Here is a 15,258-nt window from a genome sequence, read left to right as displayed (position 1 = left end):
GCCGGGCCCGGCCCCGGCCCGCTGGGCCGGATCCCAGGCTGATGCGGGAGGGTGGTGGGATGACCTGGAGTCTGCTCCTCGACGTCGTCCTCGTCCTCGTGCTCCTCGGCGCGCTCGTGAACGGCTTCCGTGCCGGCCTGCTCCGCACGGCGGCCGGCCTCGCGGGCCTTGTGGCCGGCGGCATCGCGGCGTACTTCGTGATGCCGTGGGCGGCGTCGCTCGTGCCCGCGCCGGAGTGGCGCGTCCCAGCGGCGATCGGCGCCGCGATCGTGCTGCTCGCGGTGGGGGTCTGGCTCGGCGCGACCCTCGGTCGGCTGCTGCGCTCCGGGGCGAAGGCCGTGAAGCTCGGCGTCCTCGACCGGGTGCTCGGCGCCATCGGCAACACCCTCGTCACCGCCTTCGTCGTCGCCCTCGTCGCGTCGGGTGTGACGGCGCTCGGCGTGCCGGTGCTCTCGCCGGCCGTGGCCGGATCCTGGGTGGTGCGCGGCATCGATCAGGTGACGCCCGCCCCCGCGAAGACGCTCATGGCCGAGCTCCGCACCGCGGCGATCGGCGGGGCGCTGCCCTGGCTCGGCGAGGTGCTCGGCGGCCCGACCGTCGCGCCGGAGGCGCCGTCGGGCTCGGTCGACGACCCCGAGCTCGCGGCGGCGGGCGCATCGGTGGTGCGGATCACGGGCACCGCGTTCGAGTGCGGCCGCAGCCTCTCGGGCTCGGGGTTCGTGGCGGCACCCGACCGGGTCGTGACGAACGCGCACGTCGTCGCAGGAGTGGACGAGCCCATCGTCGAGGCTCCCGGCGTCGGGGCGCTGCCGGGTCGAGTCGTGGCGTTCCATCCCGAGGTCGACCTCGCCGTCATCGCGGTGGACGGGCTCGACGTGGCGCCCCTGGCACTTGCGAACGAACGCCTCGACGGCGCCCAGGCGGCGATCGCGGGGTATCCGTTCGGAGGGCCGTACCAGCTGCGCCCCGCGCAGGTGCTGACCACCGCGCCGCTCACGATCGTGGAGGGCGGCGAGCGCTCGACGCGGGAGGTCACGACCCTCGCCGCGCAGGTCGATCACGGCAACTCGGGCGGACCGGTGCTCACCTTCGACGGCGAGGTCGGCGGGGTCGTCTTCGCCAAGAGCGAGGACGTCGCGAACGTCGGCTACGCCGTGCCGGTCTCGACGCTCGCGCCGATCGCGGCCGGCGCGCCCGCACTCGACGCCCCGGTCGATTCGGGGTCGTGCGTGCGCTGAGCCGCGCAGGCGCTAGTCCGCGGGCGTGAAGCCGCGGAAGCGGATGCCCCAGCTCAGGCGCCACTCCTCGCCCGGGTCGAGCCAGCGCAGGCCGCGCCCGGAGTTGAACGCTTCGGCGGGCGCGGTCATCGGCTCCACGGCGATCGCGGTGTCGCCGTCTTCTCCGGGGAACTCGCGCGTCGTGAAGACCTGGACGTAGCCGAACTCCTCCTCCGCCCAGATCGACACCTCGCGGCCGTCGGGCGCGGTGAGCGTGTGCTCGATGATGCCGTCCTCGTCGCTCGAGAGCTCGCCGAAGGCGTCGTCGAGGCGCACGTCGCCCACGCGGCGGCCCTCGCGGAAGTCCCACTCCGTGCCGGCGACCGGCACCTCGCCCGTGGGCAGCAGGCGGTCGTCGACCTCGATGTGGCTGGCCGCGTCGAGACGCAGCACGAGGTCGTCGGTCGGGACGTCGCCGATCTTCAGGAACGGGTGGGTGCCGACCGCGACCGGCGCGGCCTCGCCGCCCTGATTCTCGAGGTAGTGGGTGACCTTCAGGCCGTCGGCGACGAGCTCGTACTTGACGGCGGTGCCGAGGAGGTAGGGGTAGCCGGCCTGGGGGTAGACCGTCGCCGCCAGGGTGACGGAGTCGCGCTCGCGCTCGACCTCGCGGTACTCGGTGTAGCGCAGGAGCCCGTGGATGGCGTTGTTCAGCTTCGGCTCGGTGATCGCCAGCTGGTGGTCGACCCCGTCGTGCGACCAGCGGCCGTCGCGGATGCGGTTGGGCCACGGCACGAGGACGATGCCGGCTCCCGAGGGCGGCGTCTGGTCTTCGCCGTACGCGGGAACCAGGTCGATGCCGTCGATGCTGAGGGTCCGCAGGGCGGCCGCGACCGCCGTGATCGTCGCCCGGACCTCGCCGCTCGCGGTCGAGGTCTCGAGCACGTACTGTTCGCCAGTGGGCAGCGTCATGCCCACCACTCTATGGCGTCGGATGACCCGCGCCGTCACGGGCCGCGGGTGCCGACGCGGTGCCCGCGAGCTCCACGCGCAGGCCGCGCTCCTCGAGCTCGTCGACGAGCACGTCGGGGGCGGAGGCATCCGTGATCAGCAGCCCGAACGCGTCGACCGGGGCGATGCGGCCGAGGTGGACCTCGCCGAGCTTCGCGGCGTCGGCGACGACGATCGCGCGGGCGGCGGCGCGCAGCATCAGCGTCTTCACCTGCGCCTCGGGGAGGTTGGCGTTCGTCACCCCGTGGACGGCGTCGACGCCGTTGCATCCGATCACGGCGAGGTCGACGTGCACCTCGTCGAGCATGGAGCCGGCGAGGGGATGCACCAGCGAATGCTGTTTGGGCCGGAGCGTGCCGCCCGTGACGATGACGGTGAAGCGGGGGATCTCGGGCTCGAGCTCGAGCGCGATCGAGAGCCCGTTGGTGAAGACCGTGACGTCTTCGAGGTCGGTGCGCGCGCGGAGGGCTCGGGCGACCTGCAGCGTGGTGGTTCCGACGTCGAGGATGAGGCTCTGACCGCTGCGGACGTGCGCGGCCGCCGCTTCTCCGATCGCCCGGCGGGGTCGCACCGAGGTCTCGAGCGCTTCCTCGAAGGTCGGCTCGCGTTCGGGTCGGGCCGGCCGGGCCTCGCCGGCGGGGACGGCTCCGCCGTGGACGCGGCGGATGGCACCGCCGCGCTCGAGTGCGTCGAGGTCGGCCCGAGCCGTCACCGGGGTCACGCCGAAGGCGGCGGCGAGGTCGGCGACGCGCACGAACCCGCGTTCGGCGACGAGGGCGAGCGCGAGTTCCCGCCGGCCGGTGGCGTCGAGGGGCTCGGACATGAGCCGATTGTCCCGCGGAGGCATCCGCTTTGCAATACGAAACCGAGTTGTTTGCCAAACGAAAGGCGCGTATCGTGTGGCGCGTGACCGACCTGGACCCTCGCATCGCGGTGCGCCGCTCGCGCCTCGCCGACGGCCGCGAACTGCTCTACTTCGACGACGCCGACACCACGCTCGGAGCCGAGCGGGCGATCGACGCCCGCGAGCTCGACCCGAGGCCCGCGACCGCGAGCATGCGCCAGGACCCGCTCACCGGCGACTGGATCTCCATCGCCGCGAACCGGCAGAACCGCGTCTTCCTGCCGCCCGCGAACCTCGACCCGCTCGCCCCGCAGACGCCGGGCAACCCGTCCGAGATCCCGAGCCGCTACGACGTCGCCGTGTTCGAGAACAAGTCCCCCTCCTTCGGGCCCGGGCTCGCCGACGACGACTGGTCGCCGGCCGCCGCCCTCGAGGCGACCCGCGGCATCGGCCTCGAGCGGAGCCTGCCGTCGATCGGCCGCTGCGAGGTCGTCTGCTTCTCCCCCGAGCACGAGGGCTCGTTCGGCACGCAGCGCGTCTCCCGCGCGCGCACCGTGATCGAGGCGTGGGCCCAGCGCACCGCGGAGCTCTCCGCCCTCCCCGGCGTACAGCAGGTCTTCCCGTTCGAGAACCGGGGCGAGGCGATCGGCGTCACGCTCGGCCACCCGCACGGCCAGATCTACTCCTACCCGTACATCACGCCGCGCACCCAGCGTCTGCTCGACGCGATCGACGCCTACGGCCCGACGCTCATGGCCGACATCGTCGAGCGCGAACTCGCCGGACCTCGGGTGCTCCTGCGGGGCGAGCACTGGAGCGCGTACGTGCCGTTCGCCGCGCGCTGGCCCATCGAGGTCCACATCGTGCCGCACCGGCACGTGCCCGACTTCGCCGAGACGACCCTCGCCGAGCGCGACGAGCTCGCCAGGGTCTACCTCCGCCTCCTCCGCGGCGTCGACGCGCTCTACGACACGCCCACGCCGTACATCGCGGCATGGCACCAGGCGCCCGTGCATGAGCGCCGCGACGACGTGCGCCTCACGCTGCAGCTCACCAGCCCGCGCCGCGCCGCCGACAAGCTGAAGTTCCTCGCCGGCTCCGAGGCGGCCATGGGCGCCTGGATCGGCGACGTCACGCCCGAGGCGCAGGCCGAGGCGCTCCGCACCGCGATCGAAGGGGTTCACGTATGACCGACGCCGCGCTCGCGCTCGACGCGTTCGCACAGTGGTACGGCCGGCGGGCCGCCGGGGTGTGGAGCGCACCCGGACGGGTCAACCTGATCGGCGAGCACACCGACTACAACGACGGCTTCGTCTTCCCGTTCGGCCTCGACCGGCGCACCCAGGTCGCGCTCGGCGACCGCGACGACCGGGTCATCCGCGTGGCGTCGGCGTTCGCGCCCGAGGCGGTGTCGCTGCACCTCGACGAGCTCTCCCCCGACGCTGTGAGCGGCTGGGCGGCGTACCCGCTCGGCGTGGTGTGGGCGCTCCGCGAGTTCGGCGCCGACCTGTCGCAGGTCCGCGGCGTCGACCTCCACCTCACCTCCGACGTGCCGGTCGGCGCCGGCCTGTCGTCGTCGGCCGCGCTCGAGTGCGCGGTCGCGCTCGCCCTGAACGAGCACTGGGGCCTCGGCTTCGACCGGCCGACGCTCGCGAAGGTGGGCCGGCTCGCGGAGAACCGGGTCGTGGGCGCTCCGACGGGCATCCTCGACCAGTCGGCGTCGCTCCTCGCGGAGACCGACGCGGGCGTGTTCCTCGACTGCCGCAGCCTCGACGCCGAGGTCATCCCGCTCCGCTTCGCGGAGGAGGACCTCGAGGTGCTGGTGGTCGACACGCACGTCGAGCACGCGCACGCGACGGGTGGCTACGCCGCCCGCCGCGCGTCGTGCGAGCAGGGCGCCCGCGTCCTCGGCGTCGAGTCGCTCCGCGACGTGCACGTGGACGACCTTCCGCGGGCGGCCGAGCTCCTCGACGACGAGACGTTCCGTCGGGTCCGGCATGTCGTCACCGAGAACCAGCGCGTGCTCGACACCGTGCGAACGCTGCGCGAGCGCGGGCCGTCGGCGATCGGCACCCTGCTGGATGCCTCGCACGTGTCGATGCGCGACGACTTCGAGATCTCGGTGCCCGAGCTCGACCTCGCGGTCGAGACGTCGCAGCGGCACGGCGCCGTCGGCGCCCGCATGACGGGCGGCGGCTTCGGCGGCTCGGCGATCGCGCTCGTCGCGAAGCCGCTCGTGCCGGCCGTGAGCGAGGCGGTGCTCACGGCGTTCGCCGAGCGCGGGTTCCGCGCGCCGACCGTGTTCACCGTCTCGCCGTCGCAGGGCGCGCGGCGGGACGTCTGAGCCGGCCCGTCGGGACCACTGCGGGACCCCCGGGCCCCGCAGCCGCCCTCAGGCGGCGCCGGTCTCCCGGGCGCCGGCCTCGGCGGGCTCGACGGCGCGGGGCGTCCCGCCCGTGATGCGGACGAGCTCGTCGAACGTCGTCGGGAAGACGGTCTTCGCGTGCCCGGCCGCAGCCCACACCTCGGGATAGTCGGCGAGCGCGACATCCACGAACGTGCGCACCGGTGCAGGGTGCCCCACGGGAGCCACGCCGCCGATGACCTGACCGGTCGCGGCCTTCACGGTCTCCTTCGACGCGCGCCCGATCACGCCGCCGAGCTCGGCGCCGAGCCACTCGGTGTCGACGCGGTGCCGACCCGACGTGAGCACGAGGATCGGCTCGTCGTCGAGCGTGAAGACGAGCGAGTTGGCGATCTGGCCCACCTCGATGCCGAGGGCGTCGGCGGCGAGCTGCGCGGTCGTCACGGCGTCGTCGAACCAGGTGATGCGGGGCTCGACGCCGGCGGCGCGGAGGGCATCGGTGACACGGTCGACGGCGGGGTGGGACGGCGTGGTCATCTGCCGATCGTATCGACCCGCTACCCTGCGTGGGTGAGCTCGACGACCCCATCGGATACCCCGCACGGCGCACCGGCCCTCGCGAGGCGTCTGACCCTGCGAGGTGCCGTCGCCATCGGCCTGGCCTCGATGATCGGCGCCGGCGTCTTCGCGGCCTTCGGCCCGGCCGCGGCGGTCGCCGGGGAGTGGCTGCTGCTCGGCCTCGCACTGGCCGCGTTCGTGGCCTTCGCGAACGCCGGCTCGACCGGCCAGCTGGCGGCGAGGTACCCGGAGTCGGGCGGCGCGTACCGGTACGGTCGCGTCCGGCTCGGCGAGTGGCCGGGTTTCCTCGCCGGCTGGGGGTTCGTCGTCGGCAAGACCGCGAGCTGCGCGGCGATGGCGATGACGGCGGCCGATTACCTGGTGCCCGCGGAGTGGGAGCGCCCGGTCGCGATCGCCGCGGTCGTGGTCATCGCGGGCATCAACCTCCTGGGGATCACGCGGACCGCGCGGGCGGCCACCGTCATCGTGGCCGTCGTGCTCGCGGTGCTCGCGATCGTGATCGCGGCCGGCGCCGTCGACGTCGCGCGCCAGGGCTCGGCGTTCGACTCCGCCGACGCGGCGGCGGCGCTTCCGCCGGTGACGCCCTACGGCGTCCTGCAGTCCGCGGGTCTGCTGTTCTTCGCGTTCGCGGGCTACGCGCGCGTCGCGACGCTCGGCGAGGAGGTCGTCGACCCGGCCAGGACCATCCCGAAGGCCATCTCGCTCTCGCTCGCCGCGGTCGTGACGCTCTACGCCGTCATCGGCGTCGTCCTGCTCGGCGCCCTCGGCGTCGCGTCCCTCGCCGCGGCGGACGCTCCGCTCGACGATGTCGTCCTTCTCGCCGGCTGGGGGTGGGCGATCCCCGTCGTGCAGGCGGGCGCCGCCCTGGCCGCCCTCGGCGCGCTGCTCGCACTGGTCGCGGGCATCGGGCGGACCTCGCTCGCGATGGCGCGCGACCGCGAGCTTCCCGCGGCGCTCTCCTCGGTCTCCCGGCGTGCGCGCGTGCCCTGGGTCGCCGAGGTCGCGGTCGCCGCGGCGATCATCGTGCTCGTGCTCGTCGTCGACCTCCGCGGCGCGATCGGGTTCTCGAGCTTCGGCGTGCTCGTCTACTACCTCGTCGCGAACCTCTCGGCCGCGACCCAGCCGGCCGCCGAGCGACGCATCCCCCGCTGGCTCTCCATCGCGGGCGCGATCGGATGCCTCGTCCTCGTCGTTACCCTTCCCTGGCCGTCGGTCGTCGGCGGGGTCGCGGTCTTCGCCGTCGGCGCGGGCATCCGGCTCCTCGTCCTCGCGCGCCGCCGTAGGCTGGCGGCATGAGCGCCGACCCCACCGCCCGCATCATCCCGCTCGCCGGCATCCCCGCTCCCTCCGTCGACGAGACCGCGTTCGTCGCCGCGGGCGCGATCATCGTCGGCCAGGTGAGCCTCCGCGCCGGGTCGAGCGTCTGGTACAACGCCGTCCTCAGGGCCGAGGCCGAGCCGATCGTCGTGGAGGCGAACGCGAACCTGCAGGACACGGTCGTCTGCCACGTCGACGCGGGGTACCCGCTCACAGTCGGCGCCGGCGTCTCCGTCGGGCACGGCGCCGTGCTGCACGGCTGCACGATCGGCGCCGACTCCCTCATCGGCATGGGCGCCACCGTGCTGAACGGCGCGGTCATCGGCGAGGGCTCGCTCGTCGCCGCGGGCGCGGTCGTCCTCGAAGGCACCGTCGTGCCGCCGGGCTCACTCGTCGCCGGCGTGCCGGCCAAGGTCCGTCGCGAGCTCACCGAGGCCGAGCGCGACGGCATCCGCCGGAACGCGACCGCCTACCTCCGCCACGTCGACGAGCACGCCGCGACTCACCCGGTCGCCGGCAGCTGACCCTCCCCGGCCAGGCGGCGCCGCAGGCGGCGGACCGCCCGCACCGCGCCGCGGGACGGCAGGGCGACGACGAGGGAGAGCGCGCCGAGCAGCGACCGGTCGTGTTCGCCGAGCATGTTGCGCCGCTCGAACGCGCGGCGCAGCGCGCCGCCCGTCAGGTTGTGACGGCGCGGCAGCGCGGGCAGCGGCGCCGCCGCGCGGCCGGCCACGAGCTCGTCCAGCCGGGCGACCCAGTCGTCGGCCGCCGGCTCGTGGAAGTAGTTGTCGGCGAGCCAGGCCGGTTCGGGTGTCCGCCAGCGCCCCGCGGCGAGGTCGGCCCGGTCTCCGAAGAGCCCGCTGCCCTCGAAGACGAGGTTCAGCTGTCTCGCCCCGACCCCGAAGTCCTCGAGGAGGAGCGCCGGTACCCCGGCGGCGATCGCTTCGAGCACGGCCGTCGAGCTCACCGTCACGAGCGCCGCGGCCCGCGCCAGGTGTGCGGCCATGGGTCCGTCCTCGACGACGAGGTTCGGCGGCAGCGTGAACCCGAGCTCACGCGTGACCGACGGGTCGGCGATGAGCTCGGCGAGGTCGTACGCCTCGGCGTGGGTCTGCGCCTCGCCGGAACGGGCGCGCACCTTCACCACGACACGCCCCTGCGGGCGGAGCCGCGCGGCGCCGGCGAGCATCCCGATGAGCTCGACGCGCTCCTCCCGTGACGCGGGCACCTTCGCCTGCACCGCGAACACGACATCGGCGGCGTCCGGTCGCCGGTCGAGCTCCGCGGCCGCCGCGAGGAACGGCAGGCTCGCGAGCCCGAACCGGGGTGCGGCCGGCAGGTCCTCGGCGAGCGCGGTGAAGTCGCGCACCTCGCGGCGGCTGTGCAGCACGACGAGGTCGGTCTGCTCGCGGTAGATGATCGCCTTCGGCACGGCGGGGATCGTGAGGCCGGGGAAGCCCGAGACGATCACCGGCCGGTCGGCGAGCGCGTGCAGGTGCGGCGCCGCGACGCGCACGAGGGGGCCCCGCATGGCGAGAAGGACCGCGTCAGGCCGCACCCTGGTGACGAGGTCCGAGAGGTCGTCGAGGTGCACGTCGCGCACAGCGTCCGGCGTCCATTTCGTGCCGGCGAGGGCCGCAGCCAGCTGCCGAGCGCTCGGCCGCACGTTCGAGGCGAGGATCGCGAGATCCGCCTCCCAGCCCGCGGGCAGCCGCGACGCGAGCGCCGCGCCCCACTTGGTGTACGAATCGGAGTCGCTGACGACGAGCAGACGCCGTGGCGCGGCATCCGAGGAAGCAGGACCCGCCGTCACACCAGCACCCGGCGCAGCTTCGCCTTCGGCGCGAGCTCCCCCGGGAACACGCGCTTCACGCCGTCGCCCATCGCGGTCTCGATGATGCGGATGTCGCGCACGAGGTGCTCCAGGCCCTGCGGCTCGAGGGAGGCGGAGTGGTCGCTGCCCCACATGGTGCGGTCGAGCGTGATGTGCCGCTCCACGGCGACGGCGCCGAGCGCGACCGCCGCGAGCGAGATCTGCAGTCCGCGTTCGTGGCCCGAGTACCCGATCGGCACGCCGGGGTAGCGGCCGCGCAGCGTCTCGATCGTGCGCAGGTTCGCCTCCTCGTGCGGCATGGGGTAGCTCGAGGTGGCGTGCAGCATGACGAGCCGCCCGGTGTCGGGGCCGCCGAGGGTGTCGACGGCCTCGTCGATCTCGGCGAGCGTCGACATGCCCGTGGAGAGGATCACCGGCTTGCCGGTCTCCGCGATGGCGCGGAGCAGCGGCAGGTCGGTCACCGACGCGGAAGCGACCTTGTGGGCTGCGGCACCGGCCTCCTCGAGGAAGGCCACCGACGGCTCGTCCCACGGCGAGGCGAACCAGTCGAGCCCCGCGAGGTCGGCGTGCCGTGCGATCTCGAGGTACTCGTCGCGGCCGAACTCGACGCGGCGCCGGTAGTCGAGGTAGCTCATCGTGCCCCAGGGCGTCTCGCGCGGGACTTCCTTCATGTGCTCGGGGGTCGCGAGCTCTGGCGTGCGCTTCTGGAACTTCACCGCCTGGCAGCCGGCGGCGGCCGCGACGTCGATGAGGCGCTTGGCGAGTTCGAGGTCGCCGTTGTGGTTCAGGCCGATCTCGGCGATGACGTAGACGGGACGGTCGATGCCGACCTCGTGGCGGCCGATACGGACGGACATGTCAGGCTCCTTCGAGGGCGGTGGCGGTGCTCGTGGCGGTGGATGGCGTGCCGGCGGGCGCGGGCGCTTCGGCGGTGGGCGGTTCGGCGGCCGACGTCGAACCGTCGCCGGGGCGGCGCCCCACGTGGCGTGCGGCGAGCACGGCGTCGGCGAGCTCGCGCACCGCGCCGTGCCCGCCCGCGCGCTCGAGCACGACGCGGGCGACGCGCTTGACCTCGGGGATGGCGTCGGCGACCGCGATGGGCCATCCCACCAGCTCGAGCGCGGGCAGATCGCCGCGGTCGTTGCCGAGGTACGCGAGGCGATCGAGCGGGATGCCCCGCCCTTCGGCCCAGTCCCGGAGCGCGGCGCCTTTGTCGGCCACGCCCTGGCGCACCTCGACGCCGAGCTTCGCCGCCCGTGCGGAGACGACCGGGTGGGTCTCGGCGGAGAGGATCAGCACCGGCACGCCGGCCGCGCGGAGCCGGGCGACACCGTGGCCGTCGCTGCGGCTCACGCGCACGAATTCGACGCCCGCCTCGCCGACGATGGCGGTGTCGTCGGTGTGCACGCCGTCGAAGTCGGTGACCACCGCGTCGGCATCGATGCCGTGGGCTGCGCCGTCGATGAGGTTCGCGAGCGCCTGCGCGACGACGAGGTCGGCGGCGGTGTCGATCTCGACGGCGTGCAGGTCGGGCACGAGCCGGACGCCGATGCGGCCGAAGAACCGGTGCCCGGCGTCGCGGAAGCCGGCGGCCCGCATGGCGTAGAACGCCCCCGTCTCGCGGAACTCGGCGGGCCGCTCCTGCCGCCGCGGCCGGACCGAGGCGTCGTGGTTCACGCCGATCGCGCCGGCGCCGAAGCCGGCGTGCGCGCTGCCCGCGACCTCGCGCCAGAGGAGGACGTGACTCTGCACCGCCGAGAACACGCTGTCGGCGGCCCCGGTGGCCACCTGGTCGACCGCGGCGTCGAGATCGGCCGCATCGATGAACGGTGACGTCGCCTGGATGAAGAGGACGACCGGCGCCCCGGCGTGCTCGGGTCGGTCGGCCCGCACGGCGTCGAGCGCGTGCAGGAGCGCCGACTCGCTCGACGCGGTGTCGCCCGCGAGCTCGGCCGGCCGCGTCACGACGTGGGCGCCGCCGGCCCGCGCCACCCGGGCGATGTCGTCGTCGTCGGTCGTCACGACCACGAGGCCGACGGTCTCGGCCGCCCGTGCCGCGGCGACGGCGCGCGCCACCAGCGGCACCCCGCCCACGCGCATCACGTTCTTGCCGGGCAACCCCTTCGACCCGCCACGGGCGGGGATGATCGCGACCGCGGCGTCGCGCGCGGCTGGGTTCGGACGAGCCATGCGGGCACGCTACGTCTGCGACGTGGCGCGACGGTGGCCCGCCGGTGAACGACGAGGTGGTCGCGGGTGGCCGGGCGGGGTCGGCCGCTACCCGACGGGCGCGTGCGCAGCCGACGGTTCCGCGCCGACCGTTTCCGTGGCAGCCGTTCCTGCGGGGGCCGGCTCCGCGGCCGCTGCCGCTGGGCGCTGCCGCCCGAGCCGCTGCCGCGCCGTGTTCATTCCCGGACCGACCGGCACGTGCGCCGTGGCCTTCGCGAGCCCGAACGCGGGCATGTCGGCGTAGACCGCCTCGGCGTCGGCGACGGGGACGTCGTACGTCTCGTGCCACACGCCGACGTGCCCGGTGCCGAGCGCGGTGCGCATGAACTCGCGCCAGGGCTCGAGGTGGGGCGCGTCGCGATCGGCCGCGAAGCGCTGCAGGTCTTCTGGACTGCGCCAGTACGACAGGAGGATCGTCGTGCGGCCGACCCAGCTCTCGAAGCCGAGGAGGCCTGCCTCCGGGTGCTCGACCAGGTGACGGAGCATCCGCGGCATCTGCTTCGCGACGCGCTGGACGCGGCCGATGCGCCACCAGCTGTTGGCGCGCATGCCGATGAGGAACACGGTGACGCGCTCGCCCTCGGGCGCCGCGGTGTACCGGCCGGGGAAGACTTCTCGCTGCATCTCGGAGGCTCCATTCGCTCTGTAACGATGTTATGAAACGACGTTACGGTAGGATCGTGCCCATGGCAAGGCCTCCGCTCTACGACGACGCGCTCCGCGAACGCCTGCTCGAGGTGACGGCCGAGGTGGTCGACCGCGACGGCGCGGCGCGCGCCGCCCTCCGGGACATCGCCAAGGCGGCGGGCACCTCGACCTCCGCGATCTACACGCTCTACGGCGGCAAGGGGGAACTCCTCGCGGCCGTCATCGAGCACGGCTTCGCCTCGTTCGGCGCCTCGCAGGAGCAGGCCGCCCCCGGTGGACTCCGCGCCCTCGGGCTCGCCTACCGCGAGTGGGCGCTCGCGCATCCCGCGCTCTACCGGCTCATGTTCGGCGGCGGCCTCGAGGACTTCGCCGGCTGCGAACCCGACCCCGCCTCCGCCTTCGCCTCCCTGCGCCCGCTGCGCGCCGCGATCGCCGCCGCCGGCACCGACGACGTCGACCGCGCCGCCGTCGCCGTCTGGGCGCAGGTCCACGGTGCCGTCAGTCTCGAGCTCGCGCGCGTCGCCCCGCACGACGCCGACTGGCCCGCGGTCTACGACGCGGTGCTCGACACGATCGAACACAGCTGGGGAGCCGCCGGGCGCGCGCCGGCGTAGGGCCCGCATCGACGACGGATGCCCCGCGGCCGAGGCCACGGGGCATCCGTTCGTTTCGCCAGCCGGCTCAGGAGAGCCGGAACTCGGCCGCCTTCACGACGTTCGCGAGGAGCATCGCCCGGGTCATCGGGCCCACGCCGCCGGGGTTCGGCGAGAGGTGGCCGGCGACCTCGGCCACGGCGGGGTCGACGTCGCCGGTGAGCCGGCCCTTGCCGGTCTCCTCGTCCTGCACGCGCGTGATGCCGACGTCGAGCACCGCGGCGCCCGGCTTGATCCACTCGGGCTTCACGAGGTGCGGGACGCCGACCGCGGCGACCACGATGTCGGCCCGGCGCACCTCGGCCGCCAGGTCTTCCGTGCGCGAGTGCGTGAGCGTCACCGTGGCATCCAGCCCCTTCCGCGTGAAGAGCAGTCCCAGGGGCCGGCCCACCGTGAGGCCGCGGCCGATGACCGTCACGTGGCACCCGCGGATCGGCACGTCGTAGCGCTGCAGCATCTCGACGATGCCCGCCGGCGTGCACGGCAGCGGCGAGTGCAGCTCGCCCTCGATGCCGAGCACGAGCCGGCCGAGGTTCGTCGGGTGCAGGCCGTCGGCGTCCTTGTCGGGGTCGATCAGCTCGAGCATCGCGTTCTCGTCGTGACCGGCGGGCAGCGGCAGCTGCACGATGTACCCCGTCACCTCGGGAGCCTGGTTGAGATCGCGGATCGCGGCGCGCACGTCGGCCGTCGTCGCCGACGCGGGCAGGTCGACCCGGATCGACTCGATGCCGACCTCGGCGCAGTCGCGGTGCTTGCCCGCGACGTACGACTTCGAGCCCGGGTCGTCACCGACGAGCAGCGTGCCGAGTCCCGGCACGACCCCGCGCGAACGCAGGTGCGCGATCCGGCCGGCGAGCTCCGACTTCACGGCCGTCGCGGTCGCGACGCCGTCCAGCGTGATGGCCGTCATGTGCTTCTCCAAATGAGTGGATCGGTGAGCAGGTGCTGCGCCGCGCGGCGGGCGGACCCCGCCGCGCGGCGGACGCGCCTACTGCTGCAGGCCCGGGTACAGCGGGAACGCGGCCGTGAGGGCCTCGACACGCGCGCGGAGCGCGGCGACATCCGCCCCGCCCTTCAGCGTCTCGGCGATGATGTCGGCGACCTCGGTGAACTCGGCATCGCCGAAGCCGCGGGTGGCGAGCGCGGGCGTGCCGATGCGCAGGCCAGAGGTGACCATCGGCGGGCGCGGGTCGAACGGCACGGCGTTGCGGTTCACCGTGATGAGCGCCTCGTGCAGCAGGTCTTCGGCCTGCTGGCCGTCGAGCTCGGAGTTGCGGAGGTCGGCGAGCACGAGGTGCACGTCGGTGCCGCCCGTGAGCACGTCGACGCCGGCGGCGCGGGAGTCGTCGGCGGTGAGGCGCTCGGCGAGGATCCGCGCGCCGCGGAGGGTGCGCTCCTGGCGGTCCTTGAACTCCTCGGTCGCGGCGATCTTGAACGCCGTCGCCTTCGCGGCGATGACGTGCATCAGCGGGCCGCCCTGCTGGCCGGGGAAGACGTTGGAGTTGAGCTTCTTCGCGAGCTCGGTGTCGCGCGACAGGATGAAGCCCGAGCGGGGGCCGCCGATGGTCTTGTGCACGGTCGAGGAGACGACGTCGGCGTGCGGCACGGGCGACGGGTGCAGGCCCGCTGCCACGAGGCCCGCGAAGTGCGCCATGTCGACCCAGAGCTTCGCGCCGACCTCGTCGGCGATCGCACGGAACGCGGCGAAGTCGAGGTGGCGGGGGTAGGCCGACCAGCCGGCGATGATGACCTGCGGCTTGTGCTCGAGGGCGGCATCGCGCACGCGGTCCATGTCGACGAGGAACGTCTCGGGGTCGACGCCGTAGGCGACGGCGTTGTAGAGCTTGCCCGAGAAGTTCAGGCGCATGCCGTGCGTGAGGTGGCCGCCGTGGGCGAGCTCGAGGCCGAGGATGGTGTCGCCCGGCGTGGCGATCGCGGAGAGCACGGCGGCGTTGGCCGTGGCGCCCGAGTGGGGCTGGACGTTGGCGTACTCGGCGCCGAACAGGCTCTTCGCCCGCTCGATCGCGAGCGACTCGGCGATGTCGACGTACTCGCAGCCGCCGTAGTAGCGGCGGCCGGGGTAGCCCTCCGCGTACTTGTTGGTGAGGACGCTGCCCTGCGACTGCAGCACCGAGACGGGCACGAAGTTCTCGCTCGCGATCATCTCGAGGTAGTCGCGCTGGCGACCGAGCTCGAGCTCGAGCACCTCGGCGATCTCGGGGTCGACCTCTGCGAGCGGCTGGTTGAAGACGGATTCGGCCAAGACTGGCTCCTTCAGGGAATGGGACGGACCAATGAGGTTGCTGCCTCGAGCGACGTAGCGCCGAAGCTCGCGTACCGGCCCAGGCGTGCGGTCGGTCCGTGCCAGTCGCTCCCCGATGGTGCCCATCTCAACGCCAGTCGCGACGTGTCGAGCATAGCAACGGATGCCTCGCCGCCGAGGCCTCACCGTCATGTTCGTCGCCGGATCGCGCGGCGCCCTGTCGCCCGCGGCCCGATCGTGGCAGGATGCCCTTTGGTAAGGATTCCTTCCATCAGGCGGCCCTGCCGTCCAACCGACA

Annotated in this window: 15 protein-coding genes; 6 read left to right on the top strand and 9 right to left on the bottom strand. The window is 73.9% G+C overall.

Annotation, left to right across the window (positions count from 1 at the left end; all coding sequences use genetic code 11):
* The first annotated feature begins 59 nt into the window (after positions 1 to 59).
* Positions 60 to 1,238, top strand: coding sequence for a MarP family serine protease (locus ABIQ69_RS04940; protein ID WP_350349271.1), 1,179 nt, complete (start codon positions 60 to 62; stop codon positions 1,236 to 1,238).
* Positions 1,239 to 1,250: 12 nt separating this feature from the next.
* Here ABIQ69_RS04940 and ABIQ69_RS04935 read toward each other — a convergent pair whose 3' ends face one another.
* Complete coding sequence (locus ABIQ69_RS04935; RefSeq protein WP_350349270.1) at positions 1,251 to 2,189, bottom strand: aldose 1-epimerase family protein; 939 nt, start codon at positions 2,187 to 2,189, stop codon at positions 1,251 to 1,253.
* Between the two features lie 10 nt (positions 2,190 to 2,199).
* Complete coding sequence (locus tag ABIQ69_RS04930; RefSeq protein ID WP_350349269.1) at positions 2,200 to 3,051, bottom strand: DeoR/GlpR family DNA-binding transcription regulator; 852 nt, start codon at positions 3,049 to 3,051, stop codon at positions 2,200 to 2,202.
* An 83-nt stretch (positions 3,052 to 3,134) separates the two neighbouring features.
* Between ABIQ69_RS04930 and galT the strand changes: the two genes are divergently transcribed.
* Both galT and galK read left to right on the top strand, forming a co-directional pair.
* Positions 3,135 to 4,262 carry a galactose-1-phosphate uridylyltransferase gene (gene galT, locus ABIQ69_RS04925; protein WP_350349268.1) on the top strand — a complete coding sequence of 376 codons (1,128 nt, stop codon included), beginning with the start codon at positions 3,135 to 3,137 and terminating at the stop codon, positions 4,260 to 4,262.
* Positions 4,259 to 5,416, top strand: a complete 1,158-nt coding sequence (galK, locus tag ABIQ69_RS04920) for a galactokinase (RefSeq protein WP_350349267.1) — start codon at positions 4,259 to 4,261, stop codon at positions 5,414 to 5,416. Before galT ends, galK begins: the two co-directional genes overlap by 4 nt.
* Before the next feature lie 48 nt (positions 5,417 to 5,464).
* On the opposite strand, the gene ABIQ69_RS04915 is transcribed toward galK, so the two are convergent.
* Complete coding sequence (locus tag ABIQ69_RS04915; RefSeq protein WP_350349266.1) at positions 5,465 to 5,974, bottom strand: YbaK/EbsC family protein; 510 nt, start codon at positions 5,972 to 5,974, stop codon at positions 5,465 to 5,467.
* Between the two features lie 33 nt (positions 5,975 to 6,007).
* Between ABIQ69_RS04915 and ABIQ69_RS04910 the strand changes: the two genes are divergently transcribed.
* Both ABIQ69_RS04910 and ABIQ69_RS04905 read left to right on the top strand, forming a co-directional pair.
* On the top strand, positions 6,008 to 7,312 hold the full coding sequence (locus ABIQ69_RS04910; protein WP_350349265.1) for an APC family permease: 1,305 nt from the start codon (positions 6,008 to 6,010) through the stop codon (positions 7,310 to 7,312).
* Positions 7,309 to 7,857 carry a gamma carbonic anhydrase family protein gene (locus ABIQ69_RS04905; RefSeq protein ID WP_350349264.1) on the top strand — a complete coding sequence of 183 codons (549 nt, stop codon included), beginning with the start codon at positions 7,309 to 7,311 and terminating at the stop codon, positions 7,855 to 7,857. Before ABIQ69_RS04910 ends, ABIQ69_RS04905 begins: the two co-directional genes overlap by 4 nt.
* Here the strand turns inward: ABIQ69_RS04905 and ABIQ69_RS04900 are convergent.
* The 4 genes from ABIQ69_RS04900 to ABIQ69_RS04885 form a co-directional block, all read right to left on the bottom strand.
* Positions 7,836 to 9,146: a DUF6716 putative glycosyltransferase gene (locus ABIQ69_RS04900; protein WP_350349263.1), complete on the bottom strand. Its 1,311-nt coding sequence runs from the start codon at positions 9,144 to 9,146 to the stop codon at positions 7,836 to 7,838. The two genes, ABIQ69_RS04905 and ABIQ69_RS04900, sit on opposite strands and share 22 nt — an antisense overlap.
* Complete coding sequence (locus ABIQ69_RS04895; RefSeq protein WP_350349262.1) at positions 9,143 to 10,024, bottom strand: N-acetylneuraminate synthase family protein; 882 nt, start codon at positions 10,022 to 10,024, stop codon at positions 9,143 to 9,145. The genes ABIQ69_RS04900 and ABIQ69_RS04895 overlap by 4 nt, the downstream gene beginning before the upstream one ends.
* A gap of 1 nt (position 10,025) precedes the next feature.
* Positions 10,026 to 11,357: an acylneuraminate cytidylyltransferase gene (locus ABIQ69_RS04890; protein ID WP_350349261.1), complete on the bottom strand. Its 1,332-nt coding sequence runs from the start codon at positions 11,355 to 11,357 to the stop codon at positions 10,026 to 10,028.
* Positions 11,358 to 11,444: 87 nt separating this feature from the next.
* A complete protein-coding gene (locus ABIQ69_RS04885) occupies positions 11,445 to 12,020 on the bottom strand; it encodes a DUF4188 domain-containing protein (RefSeq protein WP_350349260.1) in 576 nt (191 codons plus the stop codon).
* A gap of 62 nt (positions 12,021 to 12,082) precedes the next feature.
* On the opposite strand from ABIQ69_RS04885, the gene ABIQ69_RS04880 reads away from it, so the two are divergent.
* Positions 12,083 to 12,658: a TetR/AcrR family transcriptional regulator gene (locus ABIQ69_RS04880; protein WP_350349259.1), complete on the top strand. Its 576-nt coding sequence runs from the start codon at positions 12,083 to 12,085 to the stop codon at positions 12,656 to 12,658.
* A 67-nt stretch (positions 12,659 to 12,725) separates the two neighbouring features.
* On the opposite strand, the gene ABIQ69_RS04875 is transcribed toward ABIQ69_RS04880, so the two are convergent.
* Positions 12,726 to 13,607 (bottom strand): bifunctional methylenetetrahydrofolate dehydrogenase/methenyltetrahydrofolate cyclohydrolase, encoded by an 882-nt coding sequence (locus tag ABIQ69_RS04875; RefSeq protein WP_350349258.1) that lies wholly within the window; start codon positions 13,605 to 13,607, stop codon positions 12,726 to 12,728.
* A gap of 78 nt (positions 13,608 to 13,685) precedes the next feature.
* Positions 13,686 to 14,960 (bottom strand): serine hydroxymethyltransferase, encoded by a 1,275-nt coding sequence (gene glyA / locus ABIQ69_RS04870; protein WP_350349257.1) that lies wholly within the window; start codon positions 14,958 to 14,960, stop codon positions 13,686 to 13,688.
* Between the last annotated feature and the right edge of the window lie 298 nt (positions 14,961 to 15,258).

The sequence above is a fragment of the Agromyces sp. G08B096 genome (assembly GCF_040267705.1).
Lineage (GTDB): Bacteria > Actinomycetota > Actinomycetes > Actinomycetales > Microbacteriaceae > Agromyces.
This window is presented reverse-complemented; position numbering and strand designations above follow the sequence as displayed.

Bases quoted from the DNA above. Each gene is read 5' to 3' on its own strand.
- ABIQ69_RS04940 (WP_350349271.1), top strand. From the start codon at position 60: ATGACCTGGAGTCTGCTCCTCGACGTCGTCCTCGTCCTCGTGCTCCTC.
- ABIQ69_RS04935 (WP_350349270.1), bottom strand. From the start codon at position 2,189: ATGACGCTGCCCACTGGCGAACAGTACGTGCTCGAGACCTCGACCGCG.
- ABIQ69_RS04930 (WP_350349269.1), bottom strand. From the start codon at position 3,051: ATGTCCGAGCCCCTCGACGCCACCGGCCGGCGGGAACTCGCGCTCGCC.
- galK (WP_350349267.1), top strand. From the start codon at position 4,259: ATGACCGACGCCGCGCTCGCGCTCGACGCGTTCGCACAGTGGTACGGC.
- ABIQ69_RS04915 (WP_350349266.1), bottom strand. From the start codon at position 5,974: ATGACCACGCCGTCCCACCCCGCCGTCGACCGTGTCACCGATGCCCTC.
- ABIQ69_RS04905 (WP_350349264.1), top strand. From the start codon at position 7,309: ATGAGCGCCGACCCCACCGCCCGCATCATCCCGCTCGCCGGCATCCCC.
- ABIQ69_RS04895 (WP_350349262.1), bottom strand. From the start codon at position 10,024: ATGTCCGTCCGTATCGGCCGCCACGAGGTCGGCATCGACCGTCCCGTC.
- ABIQ69_RS04890 (WP_350349261.1), bottom strand. From the start codon at position 11,357: ATGGCTCGTCCGAACCCAGCCGCGCGCGACGCCGCGGTCGCGATCATC.
- ABIQ69_RS04885 (WP_350349260.1), bottom strand. From the start codon at position 12,020: ATGCAGCGAGAAGTCTTCCCCGGCCGGTACACCGCGGCGCCCGAGGGC.
- ABIQ69_RS04880 (WP_350349259.1), top strand. From the start codon at position 12,083: ATGGCAAGGCCTCCGCTCTACGACGACGCGCTCCGCGAACGCCTGCTC.
- ABIQ69_RS04875 (WP_350349258.1), bottom strand. From the start codon at position 13,607: ATGACGGCCATCACGCTGGACGGCGTCGCGACCGCGACGGCCGTGAAG.